Source organism: Bacillus sp. FSL L8-0358, assembly GCF_038593095.1.
GTDB lineage: Bacteria > Bacillota > Bacilli > Bacillales > Bacillaceae > Bacillus > Bacillus subtilis.
Map to the genome: position 1 here is coordinate 1,327,413 of NZ_CP151962.1, position 20,468 is coordinate 1,347,880.

General features: G+C 42.8%; 24 protein-coding genes. 18 read left to right on the forward strand and 6 right to left on the reverse strand.

Annotation, left to right across the window (positions count from 1 at the left end; genetic code table 11):
• The 16 genes from NYE49_RS06945 to NYE49_RS07020 all read left to right on the forward strand — a co-directional run bounded on the left by NYE49_RS06945 (nt 1) and on the right by NYE49_RS07020 (nt 14,392).
• Nucleotides 1–4,002: a transglycosylase SLT domain-containing protein gene (locus NYE49_RS06945; protein WP_342411019.1), complete on the forward strand. Its 4,002-nt coding sequence runs from the start codon at nt 1–3 to the stop codon at nt 4,000–4,002.
• A complete protein-coding gene (locus NYE49_RS06950) occupies nt 3,995–4,654 on the forward strand; it encodes a LysM peptidoglycan-binding domain-containing protein (protein ID WP_015383438.1) in 660 nt (219 codons plus the stop codon). The genes NYE49_RS06945 and NYE49_RS06950 overlap by 8 nt, the downstream gene beginning before the upstream one ends.
• 15 nt (nt 4,655–4,669) lie before the next feature.
• Nucleotides 4,670–5,647 carry a hypothetical protein gene (locus NYE49_RS06955; protein ID WP_015483129.1) on the forward strand — a complete coding sequence of 326 codons (978 nt, stop codon included), beginning with the start codon at nt 4,670–4,672 and terminating at the stop codon, nt 5,645–5,647.
• Nucleotides 5,647–5,913, forward strand: coding sequence for a DUF2577 family protein (locus tag NYE49_RS06960; protein WP_015383440.1), 267 nt, complete (start codon nt 5,647–5,649; stop codon nt 5,911–5,913). Before NYE49_RS06955 ends, NYE49_RS06960 begins: the two co-directional genes overlap by 1 nt.
• A 58-nt stretch (nt 5,914–5,971) precedes the next feature.
• Nucleotides 5,972–6,397 (forward strand): DUF2634 domain-containing protein, encoded by a 426-nt coding sequence (locus tag NYE49_RS06965; RefSeq protein ID WP_015483130.1) that lies wholly within the window; start codon nt 5,972–5,974, stop codon nt 6,395–6,397.
• Entirely contained in the window at nt 6,390–7,436 is a 1,047-nt protein-coding gene (locus NYE49_RS06970; protein ID WP_047182489.1) for a baseplate J/gp47 family protein, read from the forward strand. The genes NYE49_RS06965 and NYE49_RS06970 overlap by 8 nt, the downstream gene beginning before the upstream one ends.
• Nucleotides 7,420–7,998 carry a YmfQ family protein gene (locus NYE49_RS06975; RefSeq protein WP_015483131.1) on the forward strand — a complete coding sequence of 193 codons (579 nt, stop codon included), beginning with the start codon at nt 7,420–7,422 and terminating at the stop codon, nt 7,996–7,998. The genes NYE49_RS06970 and NYE49_RS06975 overlap by 17 nt, the downstream gene beginning before the upstream one ends.
• Complete coding sequence (locus NYE49_RS06980) at nt 7,995–8,267, forward strand: hypothetical protein (RefSeq protein ID WP_047182490.1); 273 nt, start codon at nt 7,995–7,997, stop codon at nt 8,265–8,267. Before NYE49_RS06975 ends, NYE49_RS06980 begins: the two co-directional genes overlap by 4 nt.
• 2 nt (nt 8,268–8,269) lie before the next feature.
• Nucleotides 8,270–10,333, forward strand: a complete 2,064-nt coding sequence (locus tag NYE49_RS06985) for a hypothetical protein (protein ID WP_047182491.1) — start codon at nt 8,270–8,272, stop codon at nt 10,331–10,333.
• Between the two features lie 11 nt (nt 10,334–10,344).
• Nucleotides 10,345–10,674, forward strand: a complete 330-nt coding sequence (locus NYE49_RS06990) for an XkdW family protein (protein WP_047182492.1) — start codon at nt 10,345–10,347, stop codon at nt 10,672–10,674.
• A complete protein-coding gene (locus NYE49_RS06995) occupies nt 10,671–10,835 on the forward strand; it encodes an XkdX family protein (RefSeq protein ID WP_047182493.1) in 165 nt (54 codons plus the stop codon). The genes NYE49_RS06990 and NYE49_RS06995 overlap by 4 nt, the downstream gene beginning before the upstream one ends.
• Nucleotides 10,836–10,878: 43 nt before the next feature.
• The gene (xepA, locus tag NYE49_RS07000; RefSeq protein WP_047182494.1) at nt 10,879–11,718 is read left to right on the forward strand and encodes a phage-like element PBSX protein XepA; all 840 of its coding nucleotides are present in this window, start codon (nt 10,879–10,881) and stop codon (nt 11,716–11,718) included.
• A 52-nt stretch (nt 11,719–11,770) separates the two neighbouring features.
• A complete protein-coding gene (locus tag NYE49_RS07005; protein WP_003232655.1) occupies nt 11,771–12,040 on the forward strand; it encodes a hemolysin XhlA family protein in 270 nt (89 codons plus the stop codon).
• A gap of 11 nt (nt 12,041–12,051) precedes the next feature.
• On the forward strand, nt 12,052–12,315 hold the full coding sequence (locus NYE49_RS07010; RefSeq protein WP_015483133.1) for a phage holin: 264 nt from the start codon (nt 12,052–12,054) through the stop codon (nt 12,313–12,315).
• A 12-nt stretch (nt 12,316–12,327) separates the two neighbouring features.
• On the forward strand, nt 12,328–13,224 hold the full coding sequence (locus NYE49_RS07015) for an N-acetylmuramoyl-L-alanine amidase (protein ID WP_047182495.1): 897 nt from the start codon (nt 12,328–12,330) through the stop codon (nt 13,222–13,224).
• A 76-nt stretch (nt 13,225–13,300) separates the two neighbouring features.
• Nucleotides 13,301–14,392 (forward strand): acyltransferase family protein, encoded by a 1,092-nt coding sequence (locus NYE49_RS07020; RefSeq protein ID WP_047182496.1) that lies wholly within the window; start codon nt 13,301–13,303, stop codon nt 14,390–14,392.
• Here NYE49_RS07020 and spoIISC read toward each other — a convergent pair.
• The 6 genes from spoIISC to steT form a co-directional block, all read right to left on the reverse strand.
• Entirely contained in the window at nt 14,389–14,541 is a 153-nt protein-coding gene (spoIISC, locus tag NYE49_RS07025) for a three component toxin-antitoxin-antitoxin system antitoxin SpoIISC (protein WP_131228329.1), read from the reverse strand. The two genes, NYE49_RS07020 and spoIISC, sit on opposite strands and share 4 nt — an antisense overlap.
• A gap of 85 nt (nt 14,542–14,626) precedes the next feature.
• A complete protein-coding gene (spoIISB, locus tag NYE49_RS07030; protein WP_003232646.1) occupies nt 14,627–14,797 on the reverse strand; it encodes a three component toxin-antitoxin-antitoxin system antitoxin SpoIISB in 171 nt (56 codons plus the stop codon).
• Nucleotides 14,797–15,543 (reverse strand): toxin-antitoxin-antitoxin system toxin SpoIISA, encoded by a 747-nt coding sequence (spoIISA, locus tag NYE49_RS07035; protein WP_047182497.1) that lies wholly within the window; start codon nt 15,541–15,543, stop codon nt 14,797–14,799. Before spoIISA ends, spoIISB begins: the two co-directional genes overlap by 1 nt.
• A 109-nt stretch (nt 15,544–15,652) precedes the next feature.
• Nucleotides 15,653–16,654, reverse strand: a complete 1,002-nt coding sequence (locus NYE49_RS07040; protein WP_003232642.1) for an inorganic phosphate transporter — start codon at nt 16,652–16,654, stop codon at nt 15,653–15,655.
• 12 nt (nt 16,655–16,666) lie between these two features.
• The gene (locus NYE49_RS07045; protein WP_003218470.1) at nt 16,667–17,284 is read right to left on the reverse strand and encodes a DUF47 domain-containing protein; all 618 of its coding nucleotides are present in this window, start codon (nt 17,282–17,284) and stop codon (nt 16,667–16,669) included.
• Between the two features lie 275 nt (nt 17,285–17,559).
• A complete protein-coding gene (gene steT / locus NYE49_RS07050; RefSeq protein WP_041850924.1) occupies nt 17,560–18,876 on the reverse strand; it encodes a serine/threonine exchanger in 1,317 nt (438 codons plus the stop codon).
• A 388-nt stretch (nt 18,877–19,264) separates the two neighbouring features.
• On the opposite strand from steT, the gene NYE49_RS07055 reads away from it, so the two are divergent.
• Together NYE49_RS07055 and NYE49_RS07060 are read left to right on the forward strand one after the other, a co-directional pair.
• A complete protein-coding gene (locus tag NYE49_RS07055; RefSeq protein ID WP_047182498.1) occupies nt 19,265–20,215 on the forward strand; it encodes a ring-cleaving dioxygenase in 951 nt (316 codons plus the stop codon).
• Between the two features lie 100 nt (nt 20,216–20,315).
• Nucleotides 20,316–20,462: a hypothetical protein gene (locus tag NYE49_RS07060; RefSeq protein WP_019258173.1), complete on the forward strand. Its 147-nt coding sequence runs from the start codon at nt 20,316–20,318 to the stop codon at nt 20,460–20,462.
• Nucleotides 20,463–20,468 lie beyond the last annotated feature (6 nt).

Below are 20,468 nucleotides of genomic sequence, written 5' to 3' on the forward strand. Positions count from 1 at the left end.
ATCGCAAAATTAACAGCCCGTTTTGATCTCGAAGACAAGGTATCTAATAAACTAAAACGGATACATAAAGGATTCCAAGAGGTCGAAAAAAAAGTCAAAACCATTAATCGGCAAATCAAAATCAGTATCAGAGCGGAAGATCAGGCATTTTACCGGCTGAGAAAAATAAACGACTATATCATTTTGAAATTCGCGAAATCGCTTGAAATTAAAGTTGTACTTGATGACCAAGTCACTTCAAAGCTTGATGCAATTGAAAGAAAACTTAAACGGCTGCCGAAAGAAACGAAGCTGACTGTCTCTTTGGTAGACCGGACAGCAGCTGCGTATAAAAAAATAAAGAAGATGCTTTCTAATCAAAAGCTATCATTCCTTTTGATTCCAGATGACAAGGTTACTTCTACAGTTAAAAGGATTATCGGTTATATTAAGAAAAATTTGAAAAACGGATACACAGTAAAACTAAAGGTCATCGATGAAATCACCAAAACAGTTAATCGATTAACAGCCCTTCTAAGGAAATTTGAAAAAACCTATTATGTAAAAGTGGTTGTTAAGACAAAAATATCAGACAAAATCAATAAAAAAGAAAGCCCGATTAACAAAGAAACTTCTAAGAAAGAATCAGACAAATCCTCAGATAAAGGCTCTGATAAAAACTCAGATCAAAAACCTGGATGGGTCGGAAAAATAAAAGGCTGGCTGAAGGATTGGTGGACAAAATCAGCTTGGCCTTGGATTAAAGATACACTCAATGAAATAGGCAAAGCTTTTTTGGATCGTTTCAAAGAGAGATTGATAGAAAAGCTGAAAAATGACGTGTTTGATAAGATCATTGATAAAATTCTAGGACCACAAAAAAAGGACGATTCTGGTGAAAATTCTGACACGGATAAAAAAGTCCTTAACCGTAATACAGGAGGAAATTGTTGCTGCGACTGCTGTGAAGGCGGCGATGTCAGTCCAGGCACTAAAAATAAAAAAACCTATAGAAAAAAGAAAAGTCCCACAAAGGTTCCAAACAGAACACTCAAGGTTCCTGGAGAGGTGATAAGAAGACGCCAGAGCGGCATACCTGCTGAAAGTGCACCTAGGACCTCGGGTTCCAAGTTAAAGAACTGGCTTGGAGGGTTAAAATCGCTAGGGAAAGATTCATCCAAACTAGGTAAAGCGTTCAGAGGAATGGGAAAGGCTGTTCCATACGTAGGATCTGCTTTAGCAGTGTTTGATTTAGCTGGAATCAATAAAGATAATGCTGGCGAAAAGGTTGGTTCAATTGGAGGACGTATTGCCGGAGCGGAAGCTGGTGCAACAGCCGGAGCGGAAGCTGGTGCAACGATTGGATCTTTCGTTGGTCCGGAAGGTACAGCAATCGGCGGGGCAATCGGCGGAATTGGCGGCGGATTAGTAGGCGGAATCGGCGGCGAAGAAGCAGGTAAGAACATTGGTAAGATGTTTGATACTTCTAAGTTAAAGGAGAGCATAAGCAATTCACTATTTAACAAAGAGTGGTGGAGTGGAAAATGGAACTCCATTTCTGATACTGCCAATGGGGCTATTACTTGGATTGAAGATACATGGAGTAAAGTTTCAACTTGGTTTGACCAGTATGTGTTTACACCTATTTATAATGTTGCTGTACCTGTAATTAATTTTATAGTAGGATTGTTTGCCTATGCATGGGATGGCATATTGGCAGTATGGAACATTGTCTACCCGTGGTTTAAGGATAACGTGTGGGATCCAATAAGCGGAGCAGTTACTAATGTTGCTACAACGATATGGACTGGGTTGTGCAACGCCTGGACGGTTATTTCAGGCATATGGTCTACTGTTTCAACATGGTTTATGGACAATGTGTGGAATCCTGTAAGTGAAGCCGTAACCACTGCGGCAACATGGATTTGGAGTAAGATCAATGATGCATGGACAATTATTTCCAATATTTGGACAGGGGTATCGAATTGGTTTTATGATAATGTATGGAACCCAATCGTCAAAAAAGTAGAAGATATTAAAACTTCAATAAAAGAAAAATTCGATGATGCAAGGAAATTTTTTGAGGATGCATGGGATGGAATTGAAACTTGGTTTAATGAACATGTGAAAGATCCATTGGTTAAAGTATCAGAGAAAATTGCTGAGAAATTTCAATGGCTATTCGATTTAAAAGATTCAGTTGGTGGTTTCGTTGCAAAAGTAATACACAGGGGGGAAGAAGTTACTCACCTCAAGAAAAAACCAAGCAAAAAGGATTCGAAAGAGAAAAAAACTAGTTCCAAACCAACTACTAATAACATTTTTGCTCAATCTCCATCAAATAATAATATGACTGTTTTTCAACAAGCACTAGATCAGAACGCCACAGGCGGCTACATCACCAAACCAACCATCTCTTGGATCGGTGAAGCCGGCAAGGAATTCGTTATCCCGGTTGATAACAACCGAGGCCGGGGGAAGATGCTTCTTTCACAAGCGGCGTCTAAGCTGGGTATGCAAGTTGTAGACGACATGGGCGCAGCTTCGTCTTCTGGCGGAAGTCCAGGATCTGTTTCAGGAGGAGCAGCTGTCAGTCCTCTATCAGGCTCAGCCTCCCCAGTAATGAACACTGCAAATCTTACAGGCCAAGCGTCCACACTCGGACAGCAATTTTCAGAAGGCTTTGGTAAAGGCATCAGCGATCAGTCGGTCAAAATGGAAGACTGGAAAAAGAAAAACATCAATACGCCATTTACACAAATGATTTCTGCTTCACCAAATTACGGTAAACAAATGGTAAGCGGGTATGCCAAGGGCCAAAACGGTACAGCAACCGGAACGGACGGCTTTTTGCAATCAAAAGTTAAAACGCCGTATCAAGCCACTGTGAACAAATCGTCTTCATGGGGCACAGGAACGGTCAAAGGCTTTGCGCAAGGACAAAGCTCAACCCAAACAGGGACTGCACAGTATGTGAGTACACATGTTGACAAACCGTTCCTGCGTTCAAAAGACACATCGAACAGCTGGGGCTCCGGTTTGATCGGAAACTTTGTGACAGGCATGAATTCTAAATCCAGTGAAGTAAAACAAGCAGCAAAGGATATGGCCAAGAGAGTGGAGCAGGCTTTCCGTGAGGAGCTAGATATTCATTCACCTTCCCGTGTCATGATGAGCTTGGGGCGTTTTGCTTCTATTGGTGTTGTCAAAGGCCTTGGCTCAGTAGATGTAAAGAAATTTGCTGAAAAACAAGCCGGATCACTGGCGGCTGCCTATTCCGGAATGGGAGCCATGGGCGGGAACGTAAAACAATGGATTATGGCTGCTCTCATGGCCACCAAGACACCGGTGAGCTGGCTTCCGGGACTCATGACGATTGCGCAGCATGAATCCGGAGGCAATCCGAATGCAATTAACTTGTGGGACAGCAACGCAAAAGCGGGGCATCCGTCACAAGGGCTGATGCAGACCATCCCAAGCACCTTTAATGACCATAAAGCACCGGGGATGGGTAACATTAAAAATCCGATTCACAACGCAGCTGCTGCGATCGGCTACATTAAAAGCAGATATGGATCAATCAACAATGTGCCGGGTATTAAAAGCTTGAATCATGGCGGACCGTATGTTGGTTACGCAAACGGCGGGCTGATTACAAAAGAACAAATTGCCCGTGTCGGAGAAGGAAACAAGCGGGAATGGATCATTCCGGAGGAGCGAGGCATCCGCGGCCGCTACCTCCTTCAGAGAGCCGCGCAAGCTCTTGGTATGGAAGTGACAGATCCGTCTCAATCCCAGCAGTCTGAGCTTTCTTCAGGACAAGTTTCCGCTGTTACTTCAGCTAGCCAGCCAACCGCAACGGTTTCCGGATCAAAAGAGATTTATATTCAATTTAACGGAGACCAGCACTTCCATAATGGACAGGACGCTGAAACCCTTGCAGCGAAAATCAAGCAGGCACTTATAGACGAACTGCAAAAGGATATCAATATTGGAACGAAGGGAGTCGTTGCATTTGACTAAATCCGTATATGAATTTTGGATTTCACAAGGGAAGGACAAGCTGCGGCTCCCCGTTCTTCCCGACCAGCTGAATATTTCAAATACGGTTCAGAATGAGACGGTTAAAGTAGCCAAGTTCGGTGACCTTACATTTATTGACGAACAAGGAGCGAAAGAAATTTCGTTCTCTTCGTTTTTCCCGAAGAAATACAGCCCAATAGCTGAATATCAAACCTTCCCGTCGCCGGAAAATGCGATATCAAAAATTGAGAAATGGATGAATGCCAAAAAACCGGTCCAGTTTTTGATTACGGGAACTAAAGTGAATTTAACATGCAGCATTGAAGGTTTTTCCTATAGCGAAGGCCAGCAGGATATAGGTGATCGCACCTTTGATATTCAATTAAAAGAATACAAAACCGCTTCCCCGCGGAAAATCAAGCAGAAGAAAAAAACAAAGGCAAAACGTCCGTCGAAGGCTGCGCCGAAGACGTACACAGTGAAAAAGGGAGACACGCTATGGGACATTGCAGGCAGATTTTACGGGAACAGCACTCAATGGCGCAAAATTTGGAACGCCAATAAAACAGCAATGATCAAACGAAGCAAACGGAACATCAGGCAGCCGGGCCACTGGATTTTTCCCGGCCAAAAATTAAAGATACCGCAATGAAACAGGTGATGTATGATGATAGAACTGTTCGTCATTAAAGACACAGAGTGGCTTGAGCTGGTTGCAGAAAGCGTATCGCTTGAGGGCCATCGTTATCAGGCGCCGCGCTCCATTGAAGCGACCATCGTCACCAAACAGGGCGACCAGACGTATTACAGTGTCTCAGAAGGAGATACGGTCTTGTTTAAATGGAAGGGGAAAGAGCTTTTTCGGGGCATTGTTTTTGCAAGAACCCCGGACGAGCATACGCTTGCCTTCAGCGCTTATGACATGCTTCAGTACCTGGTCAAAAACCAGGATATGTACGTGTTTTTCAATCAGCGGGCCGACCAGATCATCAGAAGGATTGCTAGTGACTTCCAGATACCGACAACCTCGATCGCAAACACAGGCCATACGATCAAAAGTCTTGTCATTAAAAATGATACGACATTGTATGACATCATATTAAAAGCGCTGAAACAGACGAAAAGCCAGACAGGACGACATTACCAGCTGTATTCGGAAAAAGGAAAGCTCGGTCTGCGCGCTTGGCCAGATCCGTCAGAAGTATGGGTGCTTGAAACGGGCGTCAATATCACGGGCTACCAATACAGCACTTCTATAAACGACACTGCTACTCGGGTGGTGCTTCGCCGGCAGAAGGACAATAAGACATATAAAGCCTCTGCCAAGGACAGTTCAGGCTTAAATAAATACGGTGTGCTTCAATATACGGAAACGGTCACAGATGACATCAACCAGGCACAGCTTCAGCAGCGGGCAGATGTACGCCTTGCTGAAAAAAAGGGCGTGAAAAAAGAACTGAAAAATATTCAGGCAGTGGGCATCCCGGAAGTGCAGAGCGGCTTGCCCGTCTATATTTCGATTCCGGAGGCCGGCATCAAGAAAACCTATTGGGTAGATACGGACCGGCATGAATTTAAAGGAACGAAACATACGATGACGATCGATGTTGTGGAAAAGAATACGATGCCGGAAGGAGTTTCCTGATGAGATTAAGTGAGGCTATAAAACATTTGGCAGTCGGCGCAGTTGACGCTGAGTCTCCGGTAGAACTGCTCCCGGCTGAAGTCGTTTCGGTTTCTCCTGTGGAAATCAAATTAAAAGAAAACAGCAAACTGATCATACCGGCTGACGCCATCATTATCCCAAAACGGATGCAGTCCGGAGGAGACGATGCACTCGAACCGGGGGATCGCCTCATGACCGCGGCTCTGACTGGCGGGCAATCGTTTTTTATTTTAGATAAGGTATAGACAAAACCGCTTCAATACGAAGGGGTTTTTATTTAGCATGTAAAAAGGAGTGGGCATCATGGCCCTGACACCAGAAGTGGAGTTTGAGGATTTTGAAGATGAGAGCGAAGTCATTGAAACCTCGCAAACGTACAAAATAGATTTTGAAAACGGAAGAATTACGAATGAGCTGATTACAGGGCTTGAAGCGATCAGGCAGTTCGTGTATATCGCCTTACAGACAGAACGCTATGCGTATTCCATATACAGCCATAATGTCGGAAACGAGCTTCAGGACGTGCTGACAGATCATGAGACGACTGATGCCTATAAAAAGATGGAGATCCCGAGACTGATAGAAGAGGCGCTGGTTTATGATGACCGGATATCGGCTGTAACAGATTTTGAGATTGAAAAACAAGGCGACGCGTTTCATGTGTCCTTCGTGGTGGAGACGGATGAAGGAACGCTTGAGATTGAGGAGGTGATTGGCGAAGATGTTTGAAGATCAGACTTTTGAAGCGATTATGGAGCGTATGCTGAACAGCATTTCCGCAGATATTGACACAAGAGAAGGCAGCGTCATTTATAATGCGTTAGCCCCGGCGGCGGCCGAGCTTGCGAAGTCTTATATATGGATGGATACTGTGCTTGAGCTAGTTTTTTCTGATACCGCACAAGGCGAATTTTTAGACAGGCGTGCAGCGGAAGCGGGAATTGAAAGAACTGCCGCGACAAAGGCTGTCAGAGCGGGAGAGTTTACGTCTGGAGTAACCATTCCTGTCGGCTCCCGTTTCTACGTGGATAATCTTTATTTTCAATATACGGCAGACGGGACGCTCATCTGTGAAACACCTGGTGAAGCGGGAAATGCCAATCTGACCGGACGCAATTTACTATCATTGGATACCATTCCCGGTTTAGAAACGGCCATTGTCAAAGAAATCCTGATTCCGGGACGCGAGGAAGAAGGAGATGACAGCTTGCGGGAACGGTATTTTACAAGGGTTCGGCGTGAGGCCGTCAGTGCCAATAAAATGCATTATAAGGAGTGGGCTGAAGAAGTGGACGGTGTGGGGAAGGCAAAGATCTTCCCGCTTTGGAACGGTGAAGGCACGGTCAAAATTGTCGTCACGAATGCAAATCTTGAGCCCGCTTCTCAAATTTTAATTCAAAAAGTGAAAGATTATATCGACCCTGAACCAGGACAGGGAGAGGGACAGGCGCCAATCGGAGCCGTTGTCACAGTGGAAAGCGCGGTCTGGAAAGAAGTTGAGATTTCTGCCGAAGTGCTGCCTGAGATCAATCACTCAATTGATGAAGTGAAGTCAGAAATTGAGGAAGGCGTTTTAAATCTCTTTAAGAAAATGGCGTTTGAAGATAACGTCATCCGCCTTTCTCAAATTAACAATATCGTCTATAATTCACCATCAGTCAGTGACTACTCCAATATTCAAATCAACGGCACGTCTGAAAATCTGGTGCTGAGCGACGTGGAAATTCCTAAGCTTGGGCAGGTGAAGATCATTGAGCAAACAAGATGACATGACAGCGTATCTGCCTCCGTTTCTCACCAGCCTTAAAGAAATGGCCGAGCTGCTGAAAGCGGAAGCGCCTGAGTTTGATAAACAAAATGACAGCATATTTGATCTGACGGATCAGTTATTCGTACCGACGGCGACATGGGGGCTCAGCCGCTGGGAAAAGATTTTAAACGTACCGCGGGAATCAGGCGACACTGATGAGATCAGACGATTGCGGCTCATTTCCAAAATGTCGAACATCCCGCCCATCACATACAGGGCCATTGAGCAGGCGGTAAACCGTTTCTTGAAAAACCCGTCTGCACAGGTCCGCCTGCTTCCCGGCGAATACCGATTTAACGTCGATATCAATGTTGATGACCTCCAGCACATGAATGAGCTGATCGAAGCGATAGAAAACATGAAACCCGCTCATTTGGCGTATACGCTCAGAGGAGGATTGAATGAGACGCTGCAAATCAAAGATACAGTCATCCTGAATCACCGCAGATACCGAACAGCCAGTGAGCTCAAGGTCGGTTATTCTGTCACTCTTAACAACAATGAGGTGGTCTTAACTTGATTTCAACCATATACAGAGAACGCACAGCGGCTGATCTAAAAAGCAGAATCGATCACGTGCTGCTCAACGGCCAAAAAACAGAAATAGTAGAGCTCGCCATTGACGGTGCGACCGTCACCGTTCTGACAAAACGTGAGGAAGACATCAAGCATATCGAAATGGTACAAATTTTTGACGAGCTGGGCAATGTGATCACAGAGAGAAAGACTGACCTGGACGTTAGCGAAAACAGAACACTCGATTTCAGATTTACTTTTGAGGTGGTGTAAACATGGCATACGAAGAAAAAACAGACTGGCTTCCGGACGACCCCATCAACGAAGATGACGTCAATCGCTGGGAAAAAGGCATAAAAGACGCCCACACCGACCTGGCCGCCCACAAAAACGACATGAACAACCCCCACAACACAACAAAGGCGCAAATCGGGCTGGGGAATGTGGATAATGTGCAGCAGGCGGCGAAGAAGGATTTTGACAAGCATGAGCAAGATCAGGTGCGGCATGTTACATCGACAGAGCGTGAAAACTGGAACGCAAAAGAAACTCCAGGTGAAGCTCAAAATAAGGCAGATCAAGCCGAAGCCAACGCAAAAGCCTATACAGATAGTTTTGCTGCACGAAGAGATAATCCTAACCAAGTAACAAAAGCACAAGTTGGACTTGGGAATGTCGAAAATGTGAAACAAGCCTCACAAGCAGATTTTGATGCTCATTTAAGCAATACTAAAGTTCATGTATCTGAAGGTGAGAGAAACAAATGGAATGCCGCACAACTAATTAAACTTACTGGAGATGACGGTAAAAGAATACAACTCCAAGACGGTACCGATATTCTCACACTATCCTCTGGATTTTATTATGCAGTTGGTAAATCAGTTGTAAACAATCCGGTGGAAGGAGATTCAGCTTGGTATAACTACGATATTATAGAAGGCGGTTCAGGAAGGAAAACAATAGTAGCTTACCAAAGTTGGGGAAGCATGATGTGGATTGGAATGGTTCACACTGATGGAGAATTTAGAGGATGGAAACAAATTGCAACAACAGATTTTATAGATAGAGTTCAATCAGAATTAGATATTCATAAAAATGATAAAACTAATCCACATTCAGTTACTAAACAACAAGTGGGTCTCGGAAATGTTGAGAATGTTAAGCAGGAGACACCTGATGGTGCGCAAAAAAAAGCTGATACTGCTTTGAACCAATCAAAAGATTATACTAACAGCACGGCCTTTATTACTAGACCATTAAATTCAATAACCGATGCAAATGATTTAAATCTTCCGCCTGGCACTTATCGTTTAGACACTAATTACATGAATGCAAATCCAGTATTGCAAAATCAATTTCCGCTAAATGATAACAGAACAGGTTTATTAATTATCTACCCTTCTGCAAATAAATGGGCTACACGTCAAGATTGGTTTAGCATCTCTACGAAAACACTTTATACAAGGGTAGCTGTTAATGGTACTGATTATACTAATTGGTATATATTAGAAACATCGGAAGGTTCACAAAGTAAAGCAGATAAAGCTTTAGCTGATGCTAAAAACTATGTTGACTCTAATTATACGAATAATAAATTAACAGTTCTTACAGGATCCAATGCAATTCAAGACGCTAGAACAAGCGGCAATGAGTATCCAGCTGGGCTGACTTTTATGGATATAGGAGCAAATAATACAACAGGATACCCGCTTACCTATGGAATTGTAAAAAATGAAAAACACAGTAATTATAGATTTTCTCAATACTTTTATGGAACTGGAAATGAATCTAGCTCCTATTTTACTAACACAGGTTCTTGGATCCGCCATTGGTGGGCAGATTCAGGATGGACGGCTTGGCAGAAAATTTCAGGATTTGCTCACGCAAATATTGGTACTACTGGAAAACAGTTGTTAATAAAAGGCGAGTCTCAAAAAGTTAATTACAATAGGAAAATAAAAGACAGCCATAATTGCTTCGACCCTACAAACAACCGTTTTATTGTACCAAATGACGGAATGTATTTAGTCAATGCTGGTATATATATAGAAAATTATCTAGAATATGCAAACTATGAAACATCTATATATGTAAATGGGAGTAGATATAAAAACATTGCGCATTATAGAATAAGCCCTTCGAATCCCGAAGATAATACGAACATTAATATAGGTATATATGGTGCAGCAACAGTATCTGTCAACAAGGGAGACTATATTGAGATTTATTTATATGTCGGATATAACGGGCAGACACAACGCTATATCACAGATAGTTTAGGCTGGTATAACTATTTTGATATAACAGAAATTGGCGGCCGAAATTATCCTGCACGGTAGGAGGTGCAATAATGATATTATACGACGCAATCATGTACAAATACCCTGACGCTGTGCCAAGAAAGGATTTTGAACTGAGGAATGACGGCAATGGTTCTTACATTGAAAAATGGAACCTGCGCTCGCCCATCCCAACACAAAAAGAACTCGAAACCTGGTGGGAGGAGCTGCAAAAAAATCCGCCGTATGAGCCGCCTGATCAAGTAGAGCTTCTCGCTCAGGAGTTGTCGCAGGAAAAGCTAGCACGCAAGCAGCTTGAAGAGCTGAACAAAACTTTGGGAAGCGAGCTGGCAGATATAAAGCTTTCAATACTTTCTTTGAAAGGGGATTATGCCGAATGAATTATTGGGTGCTTGCCCTCTATTATGAGTGGGCGACAACGGATATGGTGAAGCAGGCCTTAGCATATCAAGACTGTTCAATTGAGGATCTGGCAGAGGGTGTGAACAAAAAGCTGATCACAGCTGACCAGTATAAAGAAATTACCGGTAAAGCCATGTAAGGCTTTTTTATTTTGCCTGTTTTTAGATCAAAGGAGGATGAAGATGGTGAAGTATCAATATGAATTTCCTCTCGATAGGACTGGAAAAGCCGGCGCTGTAAAGCCCTATCGAGGAGGAAAAAATGATTTTGTGACACCTGTTTCGAATTTGTCAGGCGTAGCGGAGATTTTAACAAATGCTGCCTTAAAGGCGACTGAGGCATACAGTCAGCTCGGGCAGGACAGGCTTGGCGCAGTTCTGATTTCGAAAGTGAAGGGCTGGGCGTATGCAGATCGTGAAGGGACGCTCTTTATAGAAGAAAGCGACAACAACAATGTTTGGACAACGACAGCAGCAGTTAATGTCGCAGCAGGTGTCCTGACAGCGACGGACTGGGTATACCTTTCTAAACGCTATTACCGCTTCCGTTATGTGAACGGGAATCTTCAGCAATCTGAGTTTGTATTATACCAATCAGTCGGTGCGGGTGAGATGGATGTGCGTGTCAATGGAAAAACGCCTTTACAGATTGACTTTGCGGATAATCAAACACACGATGGACGGCTGAAAGTCGAGGCTCGCAAAACATTTGACTTTGTCTTTCATGAAAATGCAGAGTCCGCCGGCGAGGGTGCTTCTTTACCTGTTGACGGCGCCGCGCATTTACTCGTTGAAGTATATGGCACAGCGGAAATGAGCGAAGTCAAATTTTGGGGCAAATCGGTGTCAGGACAGAAACTGCCGATCAGAGGCGTGAAAACTGATGATGCCACCTCTGCTTTGAGTACATTAGGAAAAGCTGAGGCATGGGCCTTTGATATTAAAGGGTTTAAGGAGATCATCATGGAGATTATCAGTATCACCGGCGGTACTCTTTCGGTAAAAGGGACCGCGGTTTCATAACAGTCTCGGCCCTCGGAAGGGAGGTGATCTGCATGTGAAGGAGGAGTGAGAGATGCAGCAAGAGGCAGATGTGAATGTGTTTCAGCAGGATTTAGCAGACATGAAAGGCGAGCACAAAGCACTTGAGCAGAGGGTTTCCGCATTAGAACGCGTGTCTGACCGGCAAGACCAGCAAATCATGACGCTGAACGAAAAATTAAACAAAATTGAAGAAAACACCACGTGGATTAAACGCACCATCACAGGTGCCATCATTACAGCAGTGTCTACAGGCATCATTGGCGGAGCCATCGCCATTATGTACAGCCTTCTGCAGCATTAAAGGGGGATTTTATGAACACGTTTGACAAGGGCACGGTCATCAGGACGGTGCTTCTTTTAATTGCTTTAATCAACCAGACCATGCTGATACTCGGCAAATCACCATTGGACATTCAGGAGGAGCAGGTCAATCAGCTCGCTGACGCTCTTTATTCAGCCGGTTCCATCGCATTTACAATTGGAACGACACTTGCCGCTTGGTTTAAAAACAACTACGTAACAGAAAAAGGGAAAAAACAGCGCGACTTGTTAAGGGACAATAATCTGACGAAATAAGGAGAGATGAAAATGGTTAACATTATTCAAGACTTTATTCCGGTTGGCGCAAATAACCGTCCAGGCTACGCAATGACGCCGCTTTACATTACGGTGCACAATACAGCGAATACCGCAGTAGGAGCAGATGCTGCAGCGCATGCCCGCTATTTGAAAAATCCTGATACGACGACAAGCTGGCATTTTACAGTTGATGATACAGAAATTTATCAGCATCTGCCTTTAAATGAAAACGGCTGGCATGCGGGAGACGGAAATGGCAGCGGCAACCGGGCTTCTATCGGAATTGAAATTTGCGAAAATGCCGACGGCGATTTTGCAAAAGCAACAGCAAATGCCCAGTGGCTCATCAAAACATTAATGGCTGAACAAAATATCAGTCTCGCCAATGTCGTCCCTCATAAGTATTGGTCAGGAAAGGAATGTCCGCGAAAATTGTTAGATACGTGGGATTCGTTCAAAGCAGGAATTGGGGGAGGCGGCAGCCAAACTTACGTCGTGAAACAGGGCGACACACTTACATCCATAGCGAGAGCATTTGGTGTTACGGTTGCTCAGCTGCAAGAGTGGAACAATATCGAAGACCCGAATCTTATTCGCGTTGGTCAAGTATTAATTGTAAGTGCTCCATCGTCCGCTGAAGAACCCGAGCTCTATCCGCTCCCTGATGGTATCATTCAATTGACAACACCTTATACCTCAGGAGAACACGTCTTTCAGGTGCAACGAGCACTTGCGGCTCTGTATTTTTACCCTGATAAAGGCGCTGTTAACAACGGAATTGACGGCGTTTACGGACCGAAAACAGCTGACGCAGTTGCCCGTTTTCAGTCTGTTAACGGTCTAACTGCTGACGGTATCTACGGTCCTCCGACTAGGGAGAAAATCCGTGCCTTATTAGTTAAGTAGAAAGAAAACATTGACATCTTCAGCTAGTAAAACCATACTGAATATGACGAATTTTGTATTTATGGGTGGTCTTACTGTGCAAAAAGATATTAAATTAAATAATGTCAAAGGTGTATTGATATTTCTGGTTGTATTTGCCCATTTGCTGGGTGTTAGTAAAAGCGGGCTGGAAAATATGATTGAATTCATTTATTCATTCCATATGCCTGCTTTTATTTTTTTAAATGGTTATTTTTCCAAAAGGCCATCAATCAAAAAAGTTATTAATCTCATTCTGTTATATGTTATTTTTCAAACCTTTTACTGTGTGTACCGTTACTACGCAGGTAACTTTTCTGTGATTCAATTTACTTACGGAAGACCGCATACTCATTTGTGGTATATTGTCAGTCTCTGCAGCTGGTATGCATTAGCTATCTTTCTCAAGAAAATAAACGGCAGAAATGTCATAAAATCGACATTGTTGATTATATTACTGGTTGCAAGCTTTTTTTCCAGGTTTTACGCAGATGAGATAATAGAATTTATCAAAATATACTATAGTAATATGCATACACAAACGCTTTCTATATTAAGGACTTTTGTTTTTCTTCCATTTTTCTTGGCTGGTTTTTATTGTTCAAGAGATCTGATGAGTAAAATATATTGTTCATTAGACAAATTTAAGTTTAAATTGTTTTCCACTTTAGCTGTCTCTGCATTGATATTCATCATATTAGACTTTCATCATGATAAATTTGATCAGCTGTTTTTTGGTTTTCTTGGCTATCAAAAATTCCATATAGAGAATCACAGTTATACTGCTATTGTATTCTTTCATTATTCCTTAGCTGTGTTAGGCATTTTCTTATTATTAAATGCAGTTGGTGCTGAAAAAAACAAATTAACCCAATGGGGAGAACACTCACTAGCGATCTTTTTATTTCATATGATCTTTGTCTTCCCGTTATTTACGCATAACAGCTGGTTAAATGAGCAAAACCCTGATACTCGATTAGTATTATGTTTTACGATGGCATTAGGTGTAACGTCTATTTTGGGATCGCGAGCATTTAACCGAATTGTGAAATATATAATCCAGCCAATGAAGTATTTAGAAATCATGTACGCAAGGCTTTTTAATGAAACAGATAAAAATGATGAATATAAAAAGCGACATATTGTTTAATTGTCGCTTTTTTTTGTTCGTTTTTTTAGCTGTTTCATTACCATGGCACTGCGCTCCCTCACCCGAAGCGAGTACCCGGAAAGCCCAAACCTTCCGTAATCAACAAACTTCACACGCCTCACCAATTTTTTCACTGTATCACCTGACATTATCCTCTGTTTGTATTTATTATATGTAACCCTTTAAGAAAAGGAATAAGGACAAGAGCTGTTTTCCCTTGTCCTTTTAGTGTGATCATGCTTTTTTTCGTTTATACTCGTCAATCAGCCGTTCGTTTTCTTTGAAGATTCTTGCTGTATGCGGACTGACTTGATAGCTTGCGACACTGGTGGTTGAACGTTTTTTCAGGATTTTAAACGGCTTCGCCGCTCTGGGCTCGCATCTGTTTTGAAACGCACGTTCCATTATCCTTCACCTTCCTCCTCAATTGGCAGCACCAAATCATATATGCTCGTTAATGACGTAAATAGCAAATAATCAAATTCCGTGACAATGCTGTCAGACGTCAGCTTGATGACATAGTTCTGTGTCTCGATGGTAAAAGGGATGAGAACCACTTTTCCGTATTGGTCGTAATAAACATCCTTTCGATCGAGCCGTGTTTGTACATCTGCCGGATCATCCATATGCTCGGTTAACCGGTCTTTATCAGCCTGTGTCGAATAGTGGCAAAGAGAAGCCGTTAAGTTCATTTTATCAGCATAGGTTTTCAGCAGCTTATCAATACCTTCAGCATAAGCATCTATACTTCCATAATAAACATGGATCGGTTCGTTTTTCAATAGGTATTGGTATGTTTTCAGCCGATTGAGATACATGTGGAGCATTTCGTTGTTTTCTTCAAGAATTTCTCTTGTGTCTGTTTCAAGCTCGCTGCCGGCCAGTTTTTTGACGTATGCACTTAAGAAGATAAAAGCATCGATCAAAGCAAAACTGACTGCGACAATGAGATACCGTTCCCAGTGGGTAAATAGGGAAGTGGGCTCATATGTCCAGTATACCATAGCGCCCAGAACAAACAGCAAATACCAAGTTTTCCGGATGGCGGAGATTTTTTCTTTGACCTTCGCTTCGAAACGCCACGTGGCATACACGTATAACCCCAGTCCGGCCACGATGCACCAGACCATGATCTGAAAGAATAAAACCATATTCGAATCCCTCACATCTGAAATAGGTTCTGCTTATTGTATTCGAGAGATCCGGATGGTTTTCCTGTTCCATCAAAAAAACCGCTCCTTTGACAGAAGCGGTGTGACATTAAAATATCATATTTAAAATAAAGTAGGCGATGGCACCAAGTGTCGCTGAAATCGGAAGCGTGATGACCCATGTAATGAGCATTCGCTTGGCCGTACCCCAGTTTACGCCTTTTACCCGGTGTGATGCACCGACGCCAAGAATTGATGAAGAAATGACGTGGGTTGTACTGACCGGCAAATGAATAAACGTGGCGCCGAAAATAATGGCTGCTCCGGTTAAGTCAGCGGAAACACCGTTTACCGGGCGGATTTTCATGATCTTTCCGCCAACGGTTTTGATGATTTTCCAGCCGCCGATTGATGTTCCGAGACCCATGGCTGTCGCGCAGGCGAATTGCACCCAGGTAGGAATATCATTAGCAGAAGTATGTAAATTCGCTGTGATGAGAGCCATTGTGATAATTCCCATTGCTTTTTGCGCATCGTTTGTTCCGTGTGTATACGATTGCAGGGCAGCTGTTACAATCTGCACTCTGCGGAATTGCTTATTCGTTTTCGCCAAGTTGCTGTCTTTGAAAATCAGCTTAACGATGCTATATAGAATAAAACCAAGGACAAAGGCAATAATTGGTGATAGGATCAGTGCTTCAATGATTTTAATGAAGCCCTTATAGTTTAACGCTGCAAATCCGGCTGCCGCAATGGCTGCACCGGCAATAGCCCCGATGATGGCATGGGATGAGCTGCTTGGGATACCGTAGTACCATGTGATAAGGTTCCAGGCAATTGCAGCGAGTAGCGCAGCCAAAATGACAACAGAGCCATTTTCCAGCGTATAAGGATCTACGATGTCTTTCGTAATGGTTTTGGCAACACCTGTAAACGTCATTGCTCCGACAAAGTTCATCACAGCCGCCAATATAATGGCATGGCGCGGTTTCAACGCTTTTGTTGATACCGAAGTCGCAATTGCGTTTGCCGTATCATGAAACCCGTTGATGAAGTCAAACGCCAGAGCACAAATGACTATTAGTATCGTTAATATTAATAGAATATCCATTTTTACCCCTCGTTACGCGTTTTTCATAATGATGGTTTCAAGATTATTGGCAACACTTTGACAAGAGTCGGCGATTTCTTCAAGCGTTTCGTAAATTTCACGATATTGAATGACTTTGATTGGGTCTGTTTCATTTCCGAAAAGATTCTTTAATGATTTTCTGTGCAAGTTGTCACAGCTGTGCTCATACTCTTTAATTTTGATTGCGTGAGGCTGAATATCCTTTAAGCGATTTTCTGCCAGCAGCTCGATCGTAATCAAAATCTCTTTCGCACATTCTCTGATGTATCCGCTGAATTTATCGATATGCTCGTCTGATGAAGTAATTGAGAAAATCTCCATCATGGCAGAGAAATGTTCGATTCCGTCAAGCACATCATCCAAGCTGTTTGTCAGCTGAAGGATATCTTCGCGCTCAATAGGAGTGATGAACGCTTTGTTAAGCTCTTTAATCATGACATGAACATGATTGTCACCTTTTGTTTCATATTCCTTTAACGTATCTGCAAATTCTTTAAGCGTCGTTTGGTTAGTGACCTTAAAATTCACAAAATATTCTGCAGTTTCGTCTATGTTCTTTGCAATTTCTGTTAAAAGGAGTGAGAACTTATCTTTTTTTCTTCTTATCATTAAAAACCCTCCATAGTTTGAATGAACAATGCACACATCAAATTATTATATAGCCTTTTGTCGAAAAAAAACAGGTAAAGTCGAAAAAAACGTATCTTGACTTTTTTGATAAATCGTGTCTCCTTATTTTGACCTACTTCGCTTTAAAAAAACGACCCAAGTTTGCAAAAACTTTCTGCTTAACGTAAAAAGTATATCAAAAGTTGTGTTTTTCCTGTCAACTTTTATCTTCTGTTTCACCAAAAAACGGTTCCCTAAACAAGGGAACCGTTTTATCAGCTTGCTTTTCGTTTTTTCATCCCGTAATAAACAGGCAGTCCGGCAAGGCCGATGAGAATGGATAATCCGCAGCTCATTGTATCTGTAATGAGTGTGCTGCCTAACACAAAGAAGGAGCCCGCGATTGCCAGAATTGGCATAAATGGATAAAGCGGAACACTGTAGGCGCGCTTTTCTCCCTTTGCTCGCTTGCGGAGAATAAACACTGCAAAAAAGGCCATCACATAAAAAATGTAGATCATGAAAATAGAGATTTCTGAGAGCTTATCAGGGTTGCTGATCAGCATCATAATCAAAGCCAAAGCAATTTGAAAAGAAATCGCAATCCATGGTGTACGGAACGACGGGTGTACATGTGACAGTTTTTCAGCAAATGGAAGCTGTTTGCGTTCCGCCATCGCAAATGAAACACGCGGGAAAGAAAGCACCTTTCCATTTAAGCACCCAAAGATGCTGACGATAATCCCGACACTGATCAGCTTTCCGCCAATTGAACCGAACAGCATGGTTGCAGCGGTGCTTGTCGCATTTTCACCAAGCGTGACAATTTCGTTCGCTGACAGGATGTGAAGCAATGCAAAATTAATGAAAATATAGATCGCCGTTACAATTAATAATCCGCCCGTCATAGCGCGTGGCAGCAGCTTTTCGGGATTTTTCATTTCTCCGCCGAGAGCGGCAAGGAGAATCCAACCGTCATAAGCAAACAATGTAGCTAAAATAGCCGCCCCGAAGTTCATATCGGAAATGCTTTCGTTTACTGCTGTGAAGATGTGCTGATCGCCTTTCCAAAGGCCAAAGATGATGATGCAGGCAATCGGAATCAGTTTTCCAATCGTTGTCAGCGTTTGGACAAAACCGCCGTATTTTGTACCGATAATATTAATGACGCATAAAAAGAGAACTGCTATAATTCCAATGACTTTTGATAGTCCAGATCCCCAGCCGAAAAGATTCGCCATTAAAGATCCAAAATATAAACCCAGCGCGCCAATAATCGCCGGGCCGTAAATAATAATCTGCACCCAGCCGCACAAAAATCCCCAAAACTCGCCGTACACTTCTTCAAGGTACGTATAAAGACCGCCGGTTTTTGGAATCTGCGTTCCGATTTCCGCGATTGTCAAACCGCCCGCCAGTGTTAAAATACCGCCTAACAGCCAGGCGAAAAGCGCCGTTTTTGAATCACCTGAATAAGCAAGCACAGCGCCGGGCTTCATAAAAACACCAGAACCGATAATGGTTCCGATGACAAGAGTAAGGGCAAACAAGAGGCCTATCTCTTTTTTTAAACCGTTGTCTTCAGTATGCATGTCCTTAACCTCCTATGATGTTGAAGCTTCATGTTGAAGAATCTATTTTTTCATATTGTAAACCCTATTTTAGAAAAGTGAAATAAAATAAATTTTCTGATTTTCGAAATTTGCTTTGTGTACAGCAGATAAAACTGTGGAAATACCTGTTTTAACGATCTATAAACGAATAAACTTCATGATTTTTATTTGTAAAGTTCGTGTTTTCTGCGTTGGGATTTTAGCCGGTACGGAGGGGAGGTGAGAATTCAGAGAATGAACGAACCTTCGGTGAAGCTGATATGTTGACTTTCTCATGCGAATAAAATACTTTGTTATTAGAACAATAAATATACAACTATGATATAATATCTCGAAATCGAGATAAAATAACCTGGAGGGACAGCATATGAAAGTCAACGGCATACACCACGTGTCGGCATTAACAGCCGACGCACAAAAAAACTTAGATTTCTATAAAAAAGTATTAGGATTAAAGCTCGTCAAAAAATCCGTCAACCAGGATGAACCGACAATGTATCATCTGTTCTACGGAGATGAAGTGGCAAATCCGGGAACTGAGCTGACGTTTTTCGAGATTCCGCGCATTGCGCCGTTTCATGCGGGAACAAACAGCATTTCTTCTATTGGTTTGCGCGTTCCAAGCACAGAAGCTCTGCATTACTGGAAAGAACGTTTTGAAGAGCATCAGGTGGCGCACAGCGGCATTGCCAAAAGAGCCGGACGTGACATATTGGCATTCCAAGATCATGAAGGACAGCGCCTTGTGCTGACTGCTGATGAGAAAGGCAAAGGATATGGTCTGCCTGTTAAACAAAGCGGCATTCCGGAAGAGTTTTCGTTTCGCGGGTTAGGGCCGGTTGAACTGACTGTGCCATACGCTGAATCAACCTTACACGTATTGACGAATATTCTTGGATTTACAGAAATCAGCCGTGAAGCAGTCGAAGGGCAAGGAACCGCCGTTATTTTGGAATCTGGAGAAGGCGGTGCGGCAACGGAAATCCATTTAATAGAAAGAAACGATCTTCCGCGAGAGCGCCAAGGCAAAGGAAGTGTTCACCATGTCGCGTTTCGGGTAAGAGATGAAGAAGAACTTGCCGGGTGGCACCAGATCATCAGCCGGGAAGGCTATAGCAATTCCGGCATCGTTGAACGCTACTACTTCAAGGCGCTGTATTTCAGAGAGCCGAACGGCATCTTGTTCGAGTTATCAACAGACGGACCAGGCTTTATGGTTGATGAAAACCTTGATGAGCTTGGCCAAACGATTGCTCTTCCGCCGTACCTTGAGCATCGAAGAGCTGAAATTGAAGCGAAACTAAAACCGATTCAATAAATTTGAATTCATTTGCCTTCCGGCGCCGCCGGAAGGCTTTTTTTATTACCATAATTAATTTTGACCTAAACAGCATGCCTTATTAGGGAGGAAATATCAGATGCTGATTGGGAGAAATGGCTTAAAACCCTTTGCGTATATGGACGATTGGTATGAAATGGACTCGGCAAAAATATTGTCTTTGTTTATTAATAGTTTATTCATATTTGCTTGTTACACTATTTCAAAGTTAGACAAAAAGGAGTGAAAAACA